At 45.6% G+C, this 18,567-nt stretch carries 15 protein-coding genes and 1 tRNA gene; 4 read left to right on the top strand and 12 right to left on the bottom strand.

Annotation, left to right across the window (positions count from 1 at the left end):
- Window positions 1–4 precede the first annotated feature (4 nt).
- Genes nqrF through ACQY6I_RS08210 form a run of 6 tightly spaced genes read right to left on the bottom strand, consistent with a single transcriptional unit; the run spans window position 5 to window position 5,839 of the window.
- A complete protein-coding gene (gene nqrF, locus ACQY6I_RS08185) occupies window positions 5–1,234 on the bottom strand; it encodes an NADH:ubiquinone reductase (Na(+)-transporting) subunit F (RefSeq protein WP_428240983.1) in 1,230 nt (409 codons plus the stop codon).
- Window positions 1,235–1,253: 19 nt separating this feature from the next.
- Window positions 1,254–1,862, bottom strand: a complete 609-nt coding sequence (nqrE, locus tag ACQY6I_RS08190; protein WP_428240984.1) for an NADH:ubiquinone reductase (Na(+)-transporting) subunit E — start codon at window positions 1,860–1,862, stop codon at window positions 1,254–1,256.
- Entirely contained in the window at window positions 1,862–2,524 is a 663-nt protein-coding gene (locus ACQY6I_RS08195; protein ID WP_428240985.1) for an NADH:ubiquinone reductase (Na(+)-transporting) subunit D, read from the bottom strand. The genes nqrE and ACQY6I_RS08195 overlap by 1 nt, the downstream gene beginning before the upstream one ends.
- 3 nt (window positions 2,525–2,527) lie before the next feature.
- Window positions 2,528–3,304 carry a Na(+)-translocating NADH-quinone reductase subunit C gene (locus ACQY6I_RS08200; RefSeq protein WP_428240986.1) on the bottom strand — a complete coding sequence of 259 codons (777 nt, stop codon included), beginning with the start codon at window positions 3,302–3,304 and terminating at the stop codon, window positions 2,528–2,530.
- A complete protein-coding gene (locus tag ACQY6I_RS08205) occupies window positions 3,297–4,499 on the bottom strand; it encodes an NADH:ubiquinone reductase (Na(+)-transporting) subunit B (RefSeq protein WP_428240987.1) in 1,203 nt (400 codons plus the stop codon). The genes ACQY6I_RS08200 and ACQY6I_RS08205 overlap by 8 nt, the downstream gene beginning before the upstream one ends.
- A 2-nt stretch (window positions 4,500–4,501) precedes the next feature.
- A complete protein-coding gene (locus ACQY6I_RS08210; RefSeq protein WP_428240988.1) occupies window positions 4,502–5,839 on the bottom strand; it encodes a Na(+)-translocating NADH-quinone reductase subunit A in 1,338 nt (445 codons plus the stop codon).
- Between the two features lie 332 nt (window positions 5,840–6,171).
- Here ACQY6I_RS08210 and mfd point away from each other — a divergent pair, with 332 nt between their 5' ends.
- Both mfd and ACQY6I_RS08220 read left to right on the top strand, forming a co-directional pair.
- The gene (gene mfd / locus ACQY6I_RS08215; RefSeq protein WP_428240989.1) at window positions 6,172–9,627 is read left to right on the top strand and encodes a transcription-repair coupling factor; all 3,456 of its coding nucleotides are present in this window, start codon (window positions 6,172–6,174) and stop codon (window positions 9,625–9,627) included.
- Window positions 9,624–10,421, top strand: coding sequence for a CsiV family protein (locus ACQY6I_RS08220; protein WP_428240990.1), 798 nt, complete (start codon window positions 9,624–9,626; stop codon window positions 10,419–10,421). The genes mfd and ACQY6I_RS08220 overlap by 4 nt, the downstream gene beginning before the upstream one ends.
- Window positions 10,422–10,463: 42 nt before the next feature.
- Here ACQY6I_RS08220 and ACQY6I_RS08225 read toward each other — a convergent pair whose 3' ends face one another.
- A complete protein-coding gene (locus tag ACQY6I_RS08225; RefSeq protein ID WP_428240991.1) occupies window positions 10,464–11,216 on the bottom strand; it encodes an S-methyl-5'-thioinosine phosphorylase in 753 nt (250 codons plus the stop codon).
- A gap of 366 nt (window positions 11,217–11,582) precedes the next feature.
- Between ACQY6I_RS08225 and ACQY6I_RS08230 the strand changes: the two genes are divergently transcribed.
- Entirely contained in the window at window positions 11,583–12,134 is a 552-nt protein-coding gene (locus ACQY6I_RS08230) for a YqgE/AlgH family protein (RefSeq protein ID WP_428240992.1), read from the top strand.
- A 186-nt stretch (window positions 12,135–12,320) separates the two neighbouring features.
- On the opposite strand, the gene ACQY6I_RS08235 is transcribed toward ACQY6I_RS08230, so the two are convergent.
- Window positions 12,321–12,632 carry a DUF2288 domain-containing protein gene (locus ACQY6I_RS08235; protein WP_428240993.1) on the bottom strand — a complete coding sequence of 104 codons (312 nt, stop codon included), beginning with the start codon at window positions 12,630–12,632 and terminating at the stop codon, window positions 12,321–12,323.
- A gap of 79 nt (window positions 12,633–12,711) precedes the next feature.
- On the opposite strand from ACQY6I_RS08235, the gene ACQY6I_RS08240 reads away from it, so the two are divergent.
- On the top strand, window positions 12,712–13,236 hold the full coding sequence (locus tag ACQY6I_RS08240) for a hypothetical protein (RefSeq protein ID WP_428240994.1): 525 nt from the start codon (window positions 12,712–12,714) through the stop codon (window positions 13,234–13,236).
- A 40-nt stretch (window positions 13,237–13,276) separates the two neighbouring features.
- Here the strand turns inward: ACQY6I_RS08240 and ACQY6I_RS08245 are convergent.
- The 4 genes from ACQY6I_RS08245 to ACQY6I_RS08260 form a co-directional block, all read right to left on the bottom strand.
- Window positions 13,277–13,353, bottom strand: a tRNA-Val gene (locus ACQY6I_RS08245).
- Window positions 13,354–13,488: 135 nt separating this feature from the next.
- Window positions 13,489–14,889 carry a mannose-1-phosphate guanylyltransferase/mannose-6-phosphate isomerase gene (locus ACQY6I_RS08250; RefSeq protein WP_428240995.1) on the bottom strand — a complete coding sequence of 467 codons (1,401 nt, stop codon included), beginning with the start codon at window positions 14,887–14,889 and terminating at the stop codon, window positions 13,489–13,491.
- A 73-nt stretch (window positions 14,890–14,962) separates the two neighbouring features.
- The gene (uvrB, locus tag ACQY6I_RS08255; RefSeq protein ID WP_428240996.1) at window positions 14,963–17,005 is read right to left on the bottom strand and encodes an excinuclease ABC subunit UvrB; all 2,043 of its coding nucleotides are present in this window, start codon (window positions 17,003–17,005) and stop codon (window positions 14,963–14,965) included.
- Between the two features lie 217 nt (window positions 17,006–17,222).
- Window positions 17,223–18,410: an amino acid aminotransferase gene (locus ACQY6I_RS08260; protein ID WP_428240997.1), complete on the bottom strand. Its 1,188-nt coding sequence runs from the start codon at window positions 18,408–18,410 to the stop codon at window positions 17,223–17,225.
- Between the last annotated feature and the right edge of the window lie 157 nt (window positions 18,411–18,567).

Here is an 18,567-nt window from a genome sequence, read left to right on the forward strand (position 1 = left end):
ACTCTTATCCGCCAAAATCATCCAGCAGAATGTTTTCGTCTTCTACACCCAGATCTTTCAGCATTTTAATAACTGCGGCGTTCATCATTGGAGGACCACACATGTAGTACTCGCAATCTTCTGGTGCCTCATGGTCCTTAAGATAGTTTTCATACAAAACGTTATGGATGAATCCAGTCAGGCCATTCCAGTCATCTTCTGGCTGTGGGTCAGACAAAGCCAGGTGCCAATCAAAATTCTCATTTTCGGCAGCCAGCATGTCATACTCATCATTGTAGAAAACTTCTTTCAACGAACGCGCACCATACCAGAAGCTCATTTTACGCTTGGTATGAAGACGCTTAAGCTGATCAAAGATATGAGAACGCATTGGTGCCATACCCGCACCACCACCGATGAATACCATTTCAGCATCTGTATCTTTAGCGAAAAATTCACCAAAGGGTCCGTACACTGTCATCTTATCACCTGGTTTCAGGTTAAACACAAAAGATGACATCAGACCTGGCTGGACCCCACTACTTCCTGGAGGAGGGGTGGCAATACGGATATTGAATTTAACCACACCTTTTTCTTCAGGATAGTTCGCCATTGAATAAGCACGAATGACGGGCTCTTCAATTTTGGTCTCGAGGTTAAAGAAACCAAAACGCTCCCAATCGCCACGAAACTGCTCTTCAATATCAAAGTTTGAAAATTTGATATGCGAAGGAGGCGCCTCAAGCTGCACATATCCACCAGCGCGGAAATCGACACTTTCCCCTTCTGGCAGCTTCAGCGTCAGTTCTTTAATAAAGGTTGCAACATTGGGGTTAGACTCAACCGTACACTCCCACTTTTTGACACCAAACACTTCGGCGGGCACTTCGATTTTCATATCCTGTTTAACGGATACCTGACAAGCAAGGCGAAAACCTTCGCGAGCCTGACCTTTGGTAAAGTGGCCCTCTTCAGTTGGCAACATAGAGCCACCACCTTCGAGAACCTTACATTTACACTGTGCACAGGTACCGCCACCGCCACACGCAGACGACAGGAACACATTGGAGTTAGCCAATGTCTGAAGCAGTTTGCCACCAGCAGAAACGTCTAAAGTTTTACCGGAATCATCATTAATCATAATTTTAACATTTCCCGAACTCACTAATTGTGAGCGGGCGGCGAGGATGACAGCAACCAGTGCAAACACGATCACCACAAACATCACTACGCCAAGAATAATTTCTGTACTCATATTATACGATCACTCCCTTTTAAAGGCTGATACCAGAGAATGACATAAAACCAAGAGACATCAGCCCAACAGTTATGAAGGTGATGCCTAGGCCCTGCAGACCAGCAGGCACGTCACTGTACTTGAGTTTTTCACGAATACCGGCAAGAGCTGCAATGGCCAGCGCCCAGCCAAAGCCAGATCCCACGCCATATACAGCACTTTCAGCAAAAGTATAATCGCGCTCAACCATTAACAACGAACCACCCATAATAGCGCAGTTCACCGTGATCAAAGGCAAAAACACCCCCAATGCGTTATAGAGTGCTGGAACATACTTATCGAGGAACATTTCCAATATTTGAACCATAGCAGCAATTACGCCGATATAACTCAACAGCCCCAAAAAGCTAAGGTCTGCATTAGGAAAGCCTGCCCATGCCAATGCACCATCACGCAGTACATAGTTATAAAGCAGATTGTTAATAGGTACAGTAATGGTTTGCACGACAATAACCGCAATCCCAAGACCAATCGCAGTCTCAACTTTCTTAGAAAGTGCCAAAAAGGTACACATCCCAAGGAAGAACGCCAGAGCCATGTTTTCAACGAAGACTGTTCTGACAAAAAGGCTAATCAAACCTTCCATTACATCGCCTCCTTATTAACATGTTTGGTCATCTTGAACTCTGCTTTCTCAACCTGATCCTTCTTGTAGGTACGAATACCCCAAATAATCAGACCAATGAGAAAGAAAGCACTTGGGGGCAGTAACAGCAAGCCATTAGGGATATACCAACCACCATCATTTACAACCGGAAGTATGGTAAACCCAAACAATTTTCCGGAACCCAGAAGCTCACGAATAAAGCCCAGCACCATCAACATCGCCGAGTAACCCAGACCATTCCCAATACCATCAAGAAAGCTTGGTACAGGCGGGTTTGCCATAGCAAATGCTTCAGCACGTCCCATCACGATACAGTTGGTAATAATCAGTCCTACAAACACAGATAACTGTTTGGAGATTTCAAAGGCATACGCTTTGAGTATCTGATCAACCACAATAACCAAGGAAGCAATGATCGTCATCTGCACAATAATACGGATACTGGAAGGAATCTGATTCCGTATCAGTGAGATAAACAAATTGGAAAAAGCCGTTACCAGCGTCAGCGCGACACTCATTACAAATGCCACACGCATACTGGATGTAACCGCAAGAGCTGAACAAATTCCCAAAATCTGTAATGCGATCGGGTTATTAGTCAGAATGGGTCCCAGTAGAGTTTTCTTAATTGCTGAAGACATACCTTACACCTCCCCTTTTGCCAAGTTCTTCAGGAAAGGCCCATACCCATTTTTACCCATCCAAAAATGGACCAGGTTATCAACACCGCGTGTTGTCAGGGTTGCGCCAGACAAACCATCAACCACATGATCTACTTGATATTGGTTGCTGGGGTCTATATTTCCTTTTTTTACCGCTATAGCCAGAGAGCCATCATCAGCAAAGATTTTTTTACCTGGCCACAATGCTTTCCATTTTGGATTATCTACTTCACCACCCAGTCCCGGAGTTTCACCCTGCTCATAAAATCCGAAACCAACTACAGTATTCAGATCTTTGTCCAGGGCAATAAAGCCATACATAGTTGACCAGAGACCATATCCCCGAACAGGGAGAATCACTGTCTGCAGCTGCCCACTTTTTTCAACGGTATAAACTTTGGAGTAATACTCCTGGCGTTTGATAGAGGCGGTATCTTCAGACGGCGGTAAAGCCTCACTCATTGATGGATCTTTAGCTGCCACTTTCTGATCATAACTGCCAGCATCCACTGCATCGGTGTACTCACCTGTGCGCAAATCAACAATATGAGTGGTTACCGATTCAAACTGTTTGGCAACGGGTTGACCGGATTTATAAATACCAGCCGCTTCCAAAACACTCCGACGAACCTGGTTTGCTTTGTTAGCTTCCTGTATGGGCTTTAATGACACTGCCGCCATAGATACAACAATGGAACATGCCAAACAGGTTAGGAAAGCAATTTTTATGGTATTGCCTATGGAGTTCTTATCAGACACGAGCCGCCCTCCTCTTGACGTTTGCTTGAACAACAAAGTGGTCGATGATTGGAGCAAACAAATTAGCAAACAGAATAGCCAGCATCATGCCTTCCGGAAACGCCGGATTAGCAACCCGAATGGTTACTACCATAAAACCAATCAGTGCACCAAAGATCCATTTACCCTTATTCGTCATAGAGGCAGAAACCGGATCTGTCGCCATGAAAATCATACCAAAGGCATAACCACCCAGCACCAGATGCCACTGCGGAGGCAAACTAAACATGGGATTAGTATCTGAGCTAATTGCATTAAATAATAATGCCGTTGCCACCATTCCGATCATTACACCAGAGACAATGCGCCATGAAGCAACACCGGTAATCATCAGAAATGCACCGGATATCAGAATAGCGAGCGTAGATGTCTCACCAACCGAACCGGCCATATTTCCAAGAAATGCCTGTATCCAAGTCAATCCGTTCAAAGTTCCCTGAGCATCCAAGCCCTGTGAAGCTGCCACACTGAGTGCAGTCGCACCGGAAAAGCCGTCCACTGCAACCCAGACGGAATCACCAGACATAAACATGGGATATGCGAAAAACAGAAAGGCTCGTCCTGAAAGTGCGGGGTTCAGGAAGTTTTTACCGGTTCCCCCAAACACTTCCTTGCCAAATACAACACCAAAAGAAATACCAAGGGCGGCAGCCCAAAGTGGAATGCTTGGTGGGCAAGCAAGGGCAAACAGAATGGATGTTACAAAAAAGCCTTCATTGATTTCGTGGCCACGTACACCTGCGAAAATCGCTTCCCAAATACCACCGACCATAAAGATAGTGATATAGATAGGCATGTAATACCAGAAACCGTACCAAAAGTTATCCCAACCACTGGTCGGATCGTTCCCGGCAAACAGCCCGATCAATGCTTCACGCCACCCATCACCAACGGGCAAACCAGCAGCAATGGCACTATTGGCCTGATAACCGAGGTTAAACATTCCTACCACCATGGGTAACAATGCCGCCATCCACACCAGGATCATAATACGCTTCATGTCATTATGATCGCGCACATGAGACGAAGAGTGAGTAACGATACTTGGTTTATAAGTCGCTGTATCGATCATTTCATAGATCACAAACAACTTCTCGAATTTTCCGCCTTTCGTAAAATGCGGTTCGAGATCATCCAGAATTTTTCTCAATCCCACAATTAACCCTCCAACTCAATACGCGTCAGACTGGAACGCAAAATAGCGCCATACTCATACTTACCGGTACACACAAAGGTACATAGAGACAGGTCTTCTTCATCCAGCTCCAGGGCTCCCAGTTTTTCTGCAGTATCGATATCGCCGACAATAAGACTTCTTAGCAACTGCGCCGGCAATATATCCAGAGGCATGACCTTCTCAAAATTACCCAACGGCAGGAAGCATCTCTCTGAACCATTCGCAGAAGTATCGAAATCGAATTTTTTCGAAGGAGACAGACTGGAAATAAACGTGTTCAGGACAGAAAAGTAGTTAAAGCCAGGGCGCACATAATGCAGCATGTCGCGGTCACGACCTTCTTTCAATATGGACACCTGACTGTGATAACGCCCAAGATATGCAAATGCATCCGCAGTTGCATTACGGCCACCAAAGACAGAACCGGAAATCAAACGATTTTCTCCCGGCTTGGCCTCATCTGCAGTCAATTGCTGCAGGCTGGCACCGACGCGAGTTCGGACAAGTCCAGGATCACTGGCTTGAGGACCTGCGATTGCAACCACACGCTCAACATAGAGTTGCCCGGTGGTGAACAACTTTCCGATAGCAATAACATCCTGATAACCAATCGTCCAAACCGTCTTATGACGACTAACAGGGTCGACAAAGTGAATATGAGTACCCACATTACCGGCCGGGTGCTTACCGCCAAATTCTTGAACCTGAGCGCTACCAGATGGAATGTCAGCACCGGGGGCTTTGCACAGGAACACCTTGCCTTCGGTCAGGCGCGCCAGAACAGCCAAACCGTCAACGAATGCATCCTTTTGCTCAGCAATGATTACTGCCGGATCTGCAGCCAGGGGGTTAGTGTCAATGGCGGTTACAAAAATTGAGTTAGGAGCTGAGTCAATCTTCGGTACTTTGCTAAATGGTCGGGTCCGCAAAGCCGTCCAAAGGCCCGAATTTACCAAATTGCTTACTACCTTATCGCGAGATAATGCAGCTAACTGACTGGATTCATAACTCTCAAAACTCTCCGATTCATCTCCTTCCAGATCTATGACGAGGGACTGGAATACCCTACGGGCACCCCGGTTGATCTGCTTAACCACACCGGCACCCGGTGCAGTGTAGACAACCCCATCATTTTTTTTATCTGAGAAAAGGATTTGACCGAGTTTGACCTTGTCGCCCTCTTTGACTTTCATAGTGGGTTTTAGACCATGGTAGTCAAAGCCAACGACCGCCACCGAAGAAACTGATTTGCCGTCACGAATTGACTGCTTCGGCTTACCAGTAATCGGCAGGTCGAGACCTTTCTTGATTTCGATCATATGCCTAGTCCAATTATTTTAGATGAGTAGATTTTGGTAGGGCCAACGAAAAACATATGTCTGACATGACCCTTTCAGAAATAAGTTGAGTTTCAGGCATCCTGTGGTTTTTCTTTCAAAAACCGGATACCTCCCCAAATTCGCGCGCATTAGTATAAGGATAGGATTCATGACTTGCTACTAATGCATTGAATTTAGTGTGCTTTTCGATCAACCCCACAAATGAGAATAACTATTAATAACATTAAAAACCATCACCCAACCCTGGATACCTGCCGCCCGAGTGGTAAACTACGCGCCCTTCAATAACGCTGATTGTGTAAATTAAGTCAATGAATCTAACTAAGTTCGTCCCCACCAAAGCCGGTGATCATAAGCTTCTGGGCACTCTAGCAGGTGGAGGCATGGGGTTTGCTGTTGCTCAACTCTGTCAACAACCCAAGCAATTGACGGTTGTGATTACTCAGTCATCTGTCTCAGCCAGCACAATCATTGCTGAAACACGCTTTTATTCCGGTGACCAGATCGAGATACTAAATCTGCCGGATTGGGAAACGCTTCCTTACGATAATTTTTCTCCTCATCAGGATATTATCAGTCAGCGATTAAAAACTCTGACAGCACTAGCTTCTTTACAACAGGGATTGTTGGTTGTCCCTATAGCCACGATCATGCACCGTCTGGCACCAGCGCTTTATTTGCAGAGCCACAGTATCCAACTCCATACCGGCGCTGAGTTTAATATCGATTCATTCCGAAAGAGACTCGACAACGCCGGATACCGAAACGTAGCGACGGTTTTTGAACACGGAGAATACTCAATCCGAGGCTCCATCATGGATGTATTTCCGATGGGCACGGACCTACCGATCCGTATCGATCTATTTGACCAGGAAATCGATACACTCCGAACGTTCGACCCGGATACACAGCGAAGTATAGAGCAAATCGAAAAAGTTGAACTGCTGCCGGCAAAAGAGTTTCCTCTTACTGAAGAAGCCATTGCTCAGTTCCGACAAAACTTCAGAGCGACCTTTGACGTACCATTAAAAAACTGCCCCATCTATCAAGACATATCCGATGGCCTTATACCCGCAGGTATTGAATACTACCTCCCACTGTTTTACGACCAATTAAGCAGTGTATTTGATTACCTGCCCGAAGATACACTGATCATTACGGAATCAGGCCTTGAAAGCAGCATGGATCATTTCTGGCAGGAAATAAGTAATCGCTATGAAAACCGTCGCCACGATATAAGCCGGCCAATTCTGCCGCCACAAGAAATTTTTATTGCCAAAGAAGAACTCTTCCGACGCCTGAAGTCATTCCCACGCATTTCACTGACAGAACATCCCCTGGAAGAAAAACCAGGGCGTCTGAATTTATCTTTGGCAGTTCCTTCAGAATATCCAATCGATTCCCGAGCACAAAACCCCTTAAATGCGCTAGAAGCATTTTTAATGGAAACCTCTCACCGCGTATTGTTTTGTGCAGAGAGTCATGGTCGTAAAGAAAGCCTGCTGGATTTACTTAAAACCATTCGACTGAATCCGACAGAGCTCGACAGCTGGAGCAGTTTTATATCCACGGGCAACCGGCAGGCAATCGTTGTTGCGCCACTGGAGCGGGGTCTGGTCCTTCCAGATGCAGGCATCACTGTCATTACGGAGTCGCAGCTATTTGGCCAGAGCATGGTCACTCAGCGACGACGTCGCAAGCAATCTCAGGAAGCTGCCGAAAATGTCGTCAAAAACCTGACAGAACTGAAAATCGACGCACCAGTTGTGCATATTGACCATGGTATTGGTCGCTATCGAGGCTTGGAAACCATTGAAGTTGATGGCCAAAAAGACGAGTTTCTAACGCTTGAGTATGCCGACAAAGCCAAACTGTATGTGCCAGTAACCAATCTGCATTTAATCTCCCGGTACTCTGGCACAGACATGGAGTACGCTCCACTCAGCAAACTGGGCACTGATCGCTGGAGTCAGGCCAAGCGTAAAGCAGCAGAAAAAATCCGCGACACTGCCGCCGAGTTGCTGGAAATATATGCTCAACGCGAAGCCAAAAAAGGTCATGCTTTCAACTTTGAAGATGCTGATTATCGGCGCTTTGCAGCGGATTTCCCATTTGAGGAAACCCCCGACCAGCAAACAGCAATTGAGGCTGTACTAAATGACATGCGACAGGATCGCCCCATGGACCGGCTCATTTGCGGCGATGTTGGTTTTGGTAAGACAGAAGTTGCCATGCGCGCTGCCTTTGTTGCCGCCATGTCAGGCAAACAAGTGGCTGTGCTGGTTCCAACGACGCTATTGGCTCAGCAACACTACGACAACATCCGTGATCGCTTGGCAGACTGGCCCATAAAAATTGAGAGCCTTTCCCGATTCAAAACAGGAAAAGAGAGCACCAAAATTATCGAAGGGCTTGAAAAAGGGTCTATAGATATTGTGGTCGGCACCCACAAACTACTAGGCTCTCAGATCAAGTTCGAGCGCCTCGGGCTATTGATTGTGGACGAAGAGCATCGCTTTGGAGTTCAACAGAAAGAGAAAGTAAAAGCCCTAAGAGCAAATGTCGATATTCTCACAATGACAGCCACGCCTATTCCAAGAACTCTTAATATGTCGATGGCGAGCATTCGAGACTTATCGATTATCGCCACACCACCGGCACGTCGTTTGTCAGTAAAGACGTTCGTAAGGCAAACTGACGACGCACTTAAAAAAGAGGCCATCCTGAGGGAGATTTTGCGCGGCGGCCAGGTTTATTACCTGCATAACGAAGTCAAAGATATCGAGAAGTGCGCTGCGGACATTCAAAGCCTGGTGCCCGAAGCCAGAGTCGCGATAGGCCATGGGCAAATGAGTGAGCGTCAACTTGAAAGAGTGATGTCAGATTTTTATCACAAGCGCTTTAATGTACTTGTTTGTACCACAATTATCGAAACAGGTATCGACATTCCATCAGCAAACACCATTATCATTGATCGTGCGGATAAGTTTGGTTTAGCTCAACTGCACCAACTTCGTGGACGAGTTGGTCGATCCCATCACCAGGCCTACGCATATTTGTTAACCCCTCCCCCAAAAACCATGACCAAGGATGCCCTAAAACGGCTGGATGCTATTTCGGAAGCCGATGACCTGGGTGCCGGTTTCACATTGGCAACCCATGATCTGGAGATACGTGGCGCGGGAGAACTTCTTGGTGAAGAACAAAGCGGACATATGGAAACCATCGGTTATAGCCTGTACATGGAAATGCTGGATCGGGCAGTTAAAGCCATACGTAGCGGCAAAACACCGGACCTTGAGAACCCTCTGGATCATGGCGCAGAAATAACCCTGCACATCCCCGCAATTATCCCGGATGACTATATTCCAGACGTCAATACTCGCCTGACACTTTACAAGCGCGTCGCCAGCACAACCGATGAACAAACTGTTCGTGAGCTACAGGTAGAAATGATTGATCGCTTTGGTCTGTTGCCTACCCCTGTCAAGAACCTGTTCAGACAGACTTTATTGCGACTGAAAGTTGAACAACTTGGCATCAGCAAAATTGATGCTGGAGTAGCCGGAGGAACGATACATTTCTCAGCAGATACTACTATAGAGCCATATGCAATTGTCAGAATGGTCCAGGCAATGCCCCACAAATTCAAACTGACCAGAGCCGATCAGCTAAAGTTCGTGATAGAGTCTTCGACAGCCGAAGAACGTTTTGGCACTATTGAAGACATTCTTAAAATGCTAACCAGAGATCCCAATAAATTATGAAGCGATTGATTTTCAGCACAGGATTATGCCTGCTGAGCCTTCATTCACTCGCCACCGAGCCCCGCTGGTACGAGGTAAACCTACTAATATTCAGTAACAATATAACCAGCGAACAGAATCCTGAAACCTGGCCAACCTATCCATTGCTGGATATTCCCGAAAATGCCATACGGATTGTCGACCCGGCAGGTGACAACAATGACCAGGAACCATCCACAGATGATGAATTCCCAGCTCCATTTGAAACACTGCCCGAAAACCTTCAGTACCTGAAAAGTCAGGCAAACAGACTTGCAGCCAGCAAAAACTATACAGTGCTATACCATAACAGCTGGTTTCACCCAATTTTACCTGAGAAAGAAGCCTCTCCGGTCGAAATCGTCGGAGGTCATCAATATGGTAGTATTAACGAACTGCACGGGCTGATTAAGATCCATATCAGCCGCTACTTACATGTGGAGACAAACCTGTATTTAACAGATGTTGCACTTAGCAACTCTCCTTTCGACCTGCTTACTGGAGCCGACAATAATTCCAGCCTTCCAGCAGCTTCACTGCAGGGTCAACTGGAACCCTATGGGGGCCTGGGATTATTTTCTTCTCCAGAGAATAAAGTTTCACCTGTAAACGGCCAAAAGAATCAATATTATGTTGCCACCAGTAGCGCCCATATGAACATGAAGCGGCGAATGCGCTCCAAAGAACTATATTATTTTGATAACCCCAAGTTTGGAATGTTGATTTATTTTGTCCCTTTGGAAGATATACCACAGGCCACAACAACCACCCCATGATTTTTTCGAGGCAGAGCTGAACACACTCTGCCTCAACTCACCTCAAGCGGCATAAAAATTACCAACAAACTGACTCAGCAGCGATATCGCATCATTCATCCCTTGCTCTAACGCCTCTTCAATCTGCTTGATGGTAATAACGGACTGGCTTTTCCCCGCTGCAGGATTAACCACGAGAGACAAACAGGCATAATTTAACTTTAACTCCCGAGCCAAAATCGCTTCAGGCATGCCGGTCATCCCTACAATATCGCAACCATCTTTTTCCATTCGTGCTATCTCTGCCGCTGTTTCTAACCGAGGCCCCTGAGTACAACCGTATACTCCATTCCCAACAATTCCCAAGCCTTTCTCTTCGCCACTCTGAATTAACAGCTCCCTCAGATTTTCAGAGTATGGAAAAGAAAAATCGACATGAGTCACCCCTCCATTATCTCCATCGAAGAATGTATGAGCACGATCAGCCGTGTAATCAATAACCTGATCTGGCACAACCAACTGCCGAGTCTTCATTTGCTCCGTAATTCCCCCGACAGCATTGACAGCAATAACATCAGTTGCATAAAGATTCTGCAGCGCCCACATATTGGCCCGGTAATTTACTTTGTGCGGCGGAATTTTATGGGGATGTCCATGTCTGGCCAAAAACAACACCCGACGATTTTTAAACGTGCCCTCCAATACCGGAGCAGAAGGATGTCCATAAGGTGTCTGGATATCATGAGCACTTGAAATTGTCAGTTCCTCTAACTGAGTCAAACCAGACCCGCCGATAATCGCTAGTGTTTTTGGCATATTGCGCTCCTTACGAGACATTGTTATTGAGTCCTCGCAGATTACTCCCGGCCCGCAATCGTCGCAACCTTAAAACCCTTGCCAATACAGATAGCACACTCCGGCAGTTGAGCCGACCAACATTTTTACACCTGACAGGTAATATTAAAGCGCTCCAGCTTTGAATTTATGGGATAGAAACGGCTAGAATAAATATTGGGCGGGACGTCTAGCGGGCTATTGATTTTTATTCATAAAGCAGTAAAGACAAGACAAAAATCATTGAAAAAGCGCAGCTTATAGATCACAAATGAGCATTTTGAGATAATTTTTTAATGCAGTACTCGTACCATATGTAGAAATTTAATAACCCGCTAGAGGACCACAATGACACAGCTCAACCTAAGCCACTACTTCCTCTTAGCGATGCCAGACATGCAAGACCCCTACTTTGCCCGTTCTGTGGTTTACATCCTGGAGCACGATAGCAATGGCGCTTTTGGACTGATTGTCAATAAACCGGTCGCTACCAAAATCTCAGAAGTTGTGGAACAACTGGACATTACTGTTCCGGAAGACTGGCAAGACCGCCCCGTGCTGTATGGAGGACCTGTCTCTACCGAGCAAGGATTCGTCTTATTCGAGACTGAAGAAAATAATAGTCAAATATCAGGCTCCAACAAAGTGGCCATCACCACATCGATAGATACACTTAATACGATCATGCACATTGATAATCAACAATTCTTACTTTGCATGGGCTATGCCGGGTGGGGCCCTGGACAATTGGAGCACGAATTACAAGAAAATGGATGGCTTACCGTGGAAGCAGATCTACAGATTCTTTTTAAGACCCCCACCGACAATAAATATAACCAAGCACTAAAGAAACTTGGAATAGATCCAGCCATGATGTCAAATACCGGTGGTAGGGTTTAACCCCCCCCTTTCCTTAAAACCAGCCATTATGAGCCCTCATCTCATAACAGCTCACAAACGATTCCGGTATATTCTGCCACCCCATTGGAATATTTCTTAGACCCCTCAAGATAACGGTATAAATAAACTACCTGGCACTCACTAACCCATAGTTCAGTTCCAGAACAGCAACCTACTCGTCAAAACTCAAACTTTGTCCTGAACCAACACGAAGGGTTTTATAACCACCGACCACAGCAGACTATCGGCCTGATACCACTCAAGAGCCTGCTCATCTGTTACCACTCCAACCATGCCCTCTGACTGCCAGTGACGGACCTTATCTGCATCATCTCGTTTTAGAGCAACAGCCACTTCCAGCAAGTCTAAATCAGGACTGACGTAAATAGTTTTACCGGACGCAAAAAATACCTGCAGCTCTCGCCATGAAATCTTCGCGGCCTCTCTATTCAACACTGCAATATCCAAGTCATGTGTAGTTGGTTCGTTTTCAGTCAATCTGACCACCTCTTTTCAAATAGCAAACCGAACGGCATTATGGTCACTCATTTACAAATCACAAGACGTTGTAGCTGATATGAAGACCTCTCAAGTTGTTATTGCAACACTTTCAAGCTCTACCCTATTGTTTCTCTGGTCAGCTCTGTTCTGGAACCTTGCATTTAGCCCAGAGCATTTTATTTCTCCAATTATCGAATCCAAAAACCTTCAGACAATACTGGAGCCCTACCAGACTGGTCGTTACTGGTTAGAAAATGACACATTGAAAGCACTGCTGATCGTGAATCAGCAGGCGGGCATGATAAATCAACTCGAACGGCTTCTAATTGTTTTTACTGGTTACTTGGTTCTGTGCCTACTTACCTGTCTATTGCTCGTGACAGCAAAAGTTCACACTCTCCACAGAGGACAACGGTTCATCGTAGTATTTGGATTAGGGATGATATTTTCCATCTTGCAAATGATGATACAACCGCTGTGGTATGATTTGCGAACCAGCGGCGCTTATATCACCATGCTGTACGAAATAATCAGCTGGTTGATATTGGCGACAAGCATGGCATTTCAACTAGGGACAAAGAAGAGAAATATATTCAGCTAGGCAAGTAAATATTATGTAGAAGACCAATACACGAGGATATTGGTAGGCTCAACTGGACTCGAACCAGCGACCCCCACCATGTCAAGGTGGTGCTCTAACCAACTGAGCTATGAGCCTACAGCGGGGACGAATAATAATGACTTTTTATTCGGATGCAAGCTTTTTCTTAAAAAAGCTTTTGAATTCAGAAGCTTACATACCCACAGATATTATTAGGCCCACTCTTTGCGGGCCTATTTAAACATGCACAAATTAGGTTCGACCGTAACGATCTTCAAATCGAACAATATCATCTTCGCCCAAATATGATCCGGACTGAACCTCAATCAACTCTAGAGGAATAGAGCCGGGGTTTTCCAACGCATGCACTTCCCCAACAGGTATGTATGTTGACTGGTTCTCAGTCACCAAAAATGTTTTATCACCATTCGTCACCTTGGCAGTACCAGAGACCACAATCCAGTGTTCAGCCCGATGATGATGCATTTGCACACTTAGCTTACAACCAGGTTTTACCGTAATACGCTTCACCTGATAACGCGCTCCGGAATCAATGGAATCATATTGACCCCAAGGACGATAAACTTCGCGATGAGAATGATAGTGAGAACGGCCCTCTGCTTTAATTTTGGCCACCACCTCTTTCACTTCCTGAACACGATCCTTTGCTGCGACCAAAAGTGCATCTTTAGTATCAACAATAACAATGTCATCAAGCCCAAGCGTCGCAACCAGTCTATCCTCACCCTGAACCAGACAGTTCTGACTACCCAGATTTAACACATCCCCATGAAAAACATTACCTGCATCATCTTTTTCATTAATTTCCCATAGCGATGACCAACTACCGACATCACTCCAACCGGCGTCCATCGGAATCACCACGGCTCTTTCAGTATTTTCCATTACCGCATAGTCAACAGACTCATCAGGGCATTTTTTAAAGGCGTCTGCATCAACCCGAACAAAATCAAGATCCGCACTCGTATGCTGAACAGCCTCAGTACAGGCTTGGAATATATCGGGGCGATAAACTTTTAGTTCATCAAGATACTGAGCGGCTTTAAACATGAACATACCGCTATTCCAAAGATATTCTCCGCTATTAACGTACTCTTCGGCCGTCTGTGCATTTGGCTTTTCGACAAACTGCTTAACTGCAAAACCATCCGCCTTAGACTGCCCTTGCCGGATATAACCGTAACCAGTATGCGCTTCAGTAGGAACAATACCGAACGTAATCAGATCCCCTGTTACCGCCAGTGCCGCAGCACTGTTTACAGCGGCATGAAAAGCCGGAACATCCTTGATAACATGATCAGCAGCAAGAACCAGCAACACCGAATCTTTATCGCGACTAACAGCCGCTAACGCCGCTAATGCAATTGCAGGTGCCGTATTACGACCCTCTGGCTCCAGAATAATCTGACCAAGACGATCTATATTCCTTAACTGTTCCGCAACAATAAAACGGTGCTCTTCATTACAGATTGTCAACGGTTTTTCAACATCCAGCCCGGATAACCTCATTGCAGTTTCCTGAAGCATCGTATATTCACCAACAAGGTTATTAAATTGCTTGGGAAACAGTTGCCGAGACAACGGCCAAAGGCGGGTACCGGAGCCTCCAGCCATAATAACAGGTAATATCATCCGTTTTTTCACTCCTGTGGTTAATTTCAAAACTGGTAACATTGTACAGACACAATAGAAAGGTATACTACATTCACTGCACTAATTTTCCTTTTAACCGAACCATTTCATCTCGCAATTCCGCAGCTTTCTCAAATTCTAACGATTTCGCCGCCTGATGCATCTGATCCTCCAAGCCCCGAATGCGTTTCACAATATCATCTGTCGACAAAATTTCTTCGGCCAGATACTGAGCCTCTCGTTCTGCAACTTTCTTCAGATCAGAGCGGTTTCGTCCACTAGCCTGTCCTTTAGATGAGCCCTTACCTGGAATAACAGCACCTTCCATAATATCGATCACAGATTTCTTAACGCCTCTCGGCGTGATGCCATGCTGGGCATTATGCTGCAACTGCTTTTCCCTTCTCCGCTCTGTTTCATCAAGCGCACGTCTCATGGAATCCGTTATTCTGTCCGCATATAAAATGGCCCGTCCGTGTTCATTTCGCGCAGCCCGGCCAATAGTCTGAATAAGACTACGATCCGAGCGCAAGAAACCCTCTTTGTCTGCATCCAGAATTGCAACCAACGATACCTCAGGAATGTCTAACCCTTCACGCAAGAGATTAATACCAACCAATACGTCAAACGCACCCAACCGAAGGTCACGGATGATTTCAACCCTCTCAACAGTATCTATATCAGAATGTAGATAGCGAACTTTGATACCATTTTCCGCCATGTAATCCGTCAGATCTTCTGCCATCCGTTTCGTCAAGGTGGTCACCAGAACTCTCTCACCCTTCTGAACCCGTTCCCGTGCCTCATGCAACAAATCATCAACCTGAGTAGATTGCGGCCTGATTTCAACAATCGGATCAACAAGACCAGTCGGCCGAACCACTTGTTCCACCACGGCTTGACCATGATCTTTCTCATAAGGCCCGGGAGTGGCAGACACATATACGGCCTGCGGAGAACGAGCTTCCCATTCCTCAAACTTCAAGGGTCGGTTATCGAGTGCAGAAGGCAACCGAAAACCATACTCCACCAGAGTTTCTTTTCGAGAACGGTCACCTTTGTACATTCCACCAACCTGAGGAATCGTTACATGGGACTCATCAATAAACATAAGCGCATTTGCTGGCAGATAGTCATACAATGTTGGCGGTGGCAAGCCCGGTGCCATACCTGTAAGGTGCCTTGAGTAGTTCTCAATTCCCTGGCAATAGCCCAACTCCCGGAGCATTTCGATATCATATCTGGTTCTTTGCTCTAGTCTCTGCGCCTCTACCAGCTTATTACCACTACGCAACTGCTCTAAACGGCCCTTCAGCTCGGCTTCTATAGTGTCTATGGCACCAAGCACCGTATCCCGGGGGGTTACATAAAGCGTCTTTGGGTAAACAGTATATCTCGGAACTTTCGCGATAATCTGGCCAGTCAATGGATCGAAAAGCGATAGCTCCTCAACTTCTTCGTCAAACAGCTGAATTCTCAAAGCTTCAAACTCAGACTCAGCCGGAAAGATGTCAATAACATCTCCTTTTACCCGATATGTACCCCGCTGAAAATCAGCATCGTTTCGCTTGTATTGAAGCTCTGCAAGCCCTCGGAGTATATTTCGCTGGTCAATAATTTCACCACGAGAAACATGCAACCGCATTTTGGAATAAGACTCCGGGTCCCCTAACCCATATATAGCCGATACTGTTGCAACAATCAGAACGTCTTCCCTATCCAACAGTGCTTTTGTAGCCGACAAACGCATCTGCTCAATATGATCATTAATGGATGCGTCTTTATCTATAAAGGTGTCGGAAGAGGGAACATATGCTTCAGGTTGATAGTAATCATAATAAGATACGAAATACTCAACTGCATTGTTGGGAAAGAAGTCTTTGAACTCACCATATAGCTGAGCAGCCAAAGTTTTATTGTGAGCAAGTACAATTGTAGGTCGCTGGACAGCCTCAACCACTTTCGCCATGGTAAATGTCTTACCAGATCCGGTCACACCAAGTAACGTCTGAGCTTTAAGACCGGAATCTATTCCCGCCACCAGCTGCCTGATAGCCTGAGGTTGATCTCCGCTCGGCTCATACTTGGAATGTACGACGAACTTTCGTTCTGACATGAGGCTGCTCCATGGATCAAAAAATTTGGATAAATATACAGTTTTTATTCAACCCTCTCAATGAAATAACGATTGATCAACACCCCAGATAATGTTGAGAAAATCAAACTGCATGGTCAAATCACAAAGAACAACATTGCCTAATTAGAGTTGGTAACATGAAAACAGACGACAGGCTTTGATTTGAGGAAAAGGCGGTTGTTAACCGCCCTTTTATTTACAGTACAGACGCAATAGATTCACACAAATAATCAAGATTACCTTTGGTCATACCTGCAACATTAATGCGCCCAGAACCAACCATGTAGATTCCAAAGTCTTTTTTAAGCAGTTCTACCTGCTCTTTTGAAAGACCCGAAAATGAGAACATACCATTTTGCTGATTAATAAAGCTAAAATCCTGCTGAACCCCCCTCTCAGCCAACTTTGCCACAAACAATTCGCGCATCTCCCTGATACGGTTACGCATCATGGCAACTTCATCAATCCATTGTGCTTTCAATGTCGGGTTACTGAGTACTGCAGTTACAACTAAGGCTCCATGCGCAGGTGGATTTGAGTAGTTTGACCGAACAATGACTTTAATTTGAGAGAAGGCATTTGTGGCTGCCTGTGCATCTTTCGCAACTAGCGTTATCGCACCTACTCGCTCGTTATACAAACCAAAGTTCTTGGAAAAGGAACTGGAAACAATGAGTTCATCGACCTTCTCAGCAAATGCCCTCAACCCACCGGCATCCTCATCCACACCTTGAGCAAATCCTTGATATGCAAAATCAAAGTATGGCAACCATCCTTTCCGCATCGCGACTGCGGCAAGTTGATGCCACTGCTCTATAGTCGGATCAACCCCAGTAGGGTTATGACAGCAGCCGTGAAGCAACACAACATCGCCTGCAGCGACTTGCTGCAAGTCTTCAAGCATACCGTCGAAATCCAGCGAGCGGGTTTCGCTGTTATAATAACGATATTGGGCAACTTCAAAGCCAGCAGCTGTAAAAACAGCATTGTGATTTGCCCAGGTTGGATTACTGATCCAGACCTTACGGGCTCCGCCCTGTTTCACCAGAAAGTCAGCCCCTACCCTCAAAGCACCAGTACCACCTGGTGCCTGAGCAGTCACAGCGCGCCCAGAGGAAACAATCTCAGAATCCCCAAACAGCAACTGCTGTACATGCTGACCATATTCTTCAATTCCAGAAATACTGAGATATCCTTTGGTTTTCTCCGTCTCCAACATTAACTTCTCAGCTTCTTTGACCGAATTCAAAATAGGCGTATTACCCTGTTCATCCTTAAATACACCGACCCCAAGATTAATTTTATTTTCCCGTGAGTCTTTCTTATATGCATCTGTAAGACCAAGAATGGGGTCGGCTGGTGCCAACGAAATGGATTCAAACATGATTTCTGCCTTTTAGGGTTCAAAGTGTGAGTATCAGCATAGTGAATGCAAGCGGATAAATTATAGAAAAAACTCAAAAAATTGCACCATTTATTATGGTTTTTTTAATATCAATAACTATTGGTTATCGATTAGACCAACATTTTATAACAGTGGG

Origin of the sequence: Gynuella sp. (genome assembly GCF_050297175.1) — a bacterium.
Taxonomy (GTDB): Bacteria; Pseudomonadota; Gammaproteobacteria; order Pseudomonadales; family Natronospirillaceae; genus Gynuella.

What these genes read in the sequence shown, in the direction of transcription:
- ACQY6I_RS08240 (WP_428240994.1), top strand. Translation starts at nt 12,712, where the DNA reads ATGAAGACCTCTCAAGTTGTTATTGCAACACTTTCAAGCTCTACCCTA.
- ACQY6I_RS08230 (WP_428240992.1), top strand. Translation starts at nt 11,583, where the DNA reads ATGACACAGCTCAACCTAAGCCACTACTTCCTCTTAGCGATGCCAGAC.
- ACQY6I_RS08225 (WP_428240991.1), bottom strand. Translation starts at nt 11,216, where the DNA reads ATGCCAAAAACACTAGCGATTATCGGCGGGTCTGGTTTGACTCAGTTA.
- uvrB (WP_428240996.1), bottom strand. Translation starts at nt 17,005, where the DNA reads ATGTCAGAACGAAAGTTCGTCGTACATTCCAAGTATGAGCCGAGCGGA.
- ACQY6I_RS08220 (WP_428240990.1), top strand. Translation starts at nt 9,624, where the DNA reads ATGAAGCGATTGATTTTCAGCACAGGATTATGCCTGCTGAGCCTTCAT.
- ACQY6I_RS08210 (WP_428240988.1), bottom strand. Translation starts at nt 5,839, where the DNA reads ATGATCGAAATCAAGAAAGGTCTCGACCTGCCGATTACTGGTAAGCCG.
- mfd (WP_428240989.1), top strand. Translation starts at nt 6,172, where the DNA reads ATGAATCTAACTAAGTTCGTCCCCACCAAAGCCGGTGATCATAAGCTT.
- ACQY6I_RS08195 (WP_428240985.1), bottom strand. Translation starts at nt 2,524, where the DNA reads ATGTCTTCAGCAATTAAGAAAACTCTACTGGGACCCATTCTGACTAAT.
- ACQY6I_RS08250 (WP_428240995.1), bottom strand. Translation starts at nt 14,889, where the DNA reads ATGATATTACCTGTTATTATGGCTGGAGGCTCCGGTACCCGCCTTTGG.
- nqrE (WP_428240984.1), bottom strand. Translation starts at nt 1,862, where the DNA reads ATGGAAGGTTTGATTAGCCTTTTTGTCAGAACAGTCTTCGTTGAAAAC.
- nqrF (WP_428240983.1), bottom strand. Translation starts at nt 1,234, where the DNA reads ATGAGTACAGAAATTATTCTTGGCGTAGTGATGTTTGTGGTGATCGTG.
- ACQY6I_RS08260 (WP_428240997.1), bottom strand. Translation starts at nt 18,410, where the DNA reads ATGTTTGAATCCATTTCGTTGGCACCAGCCGACCCCATTCTTGGTCTT.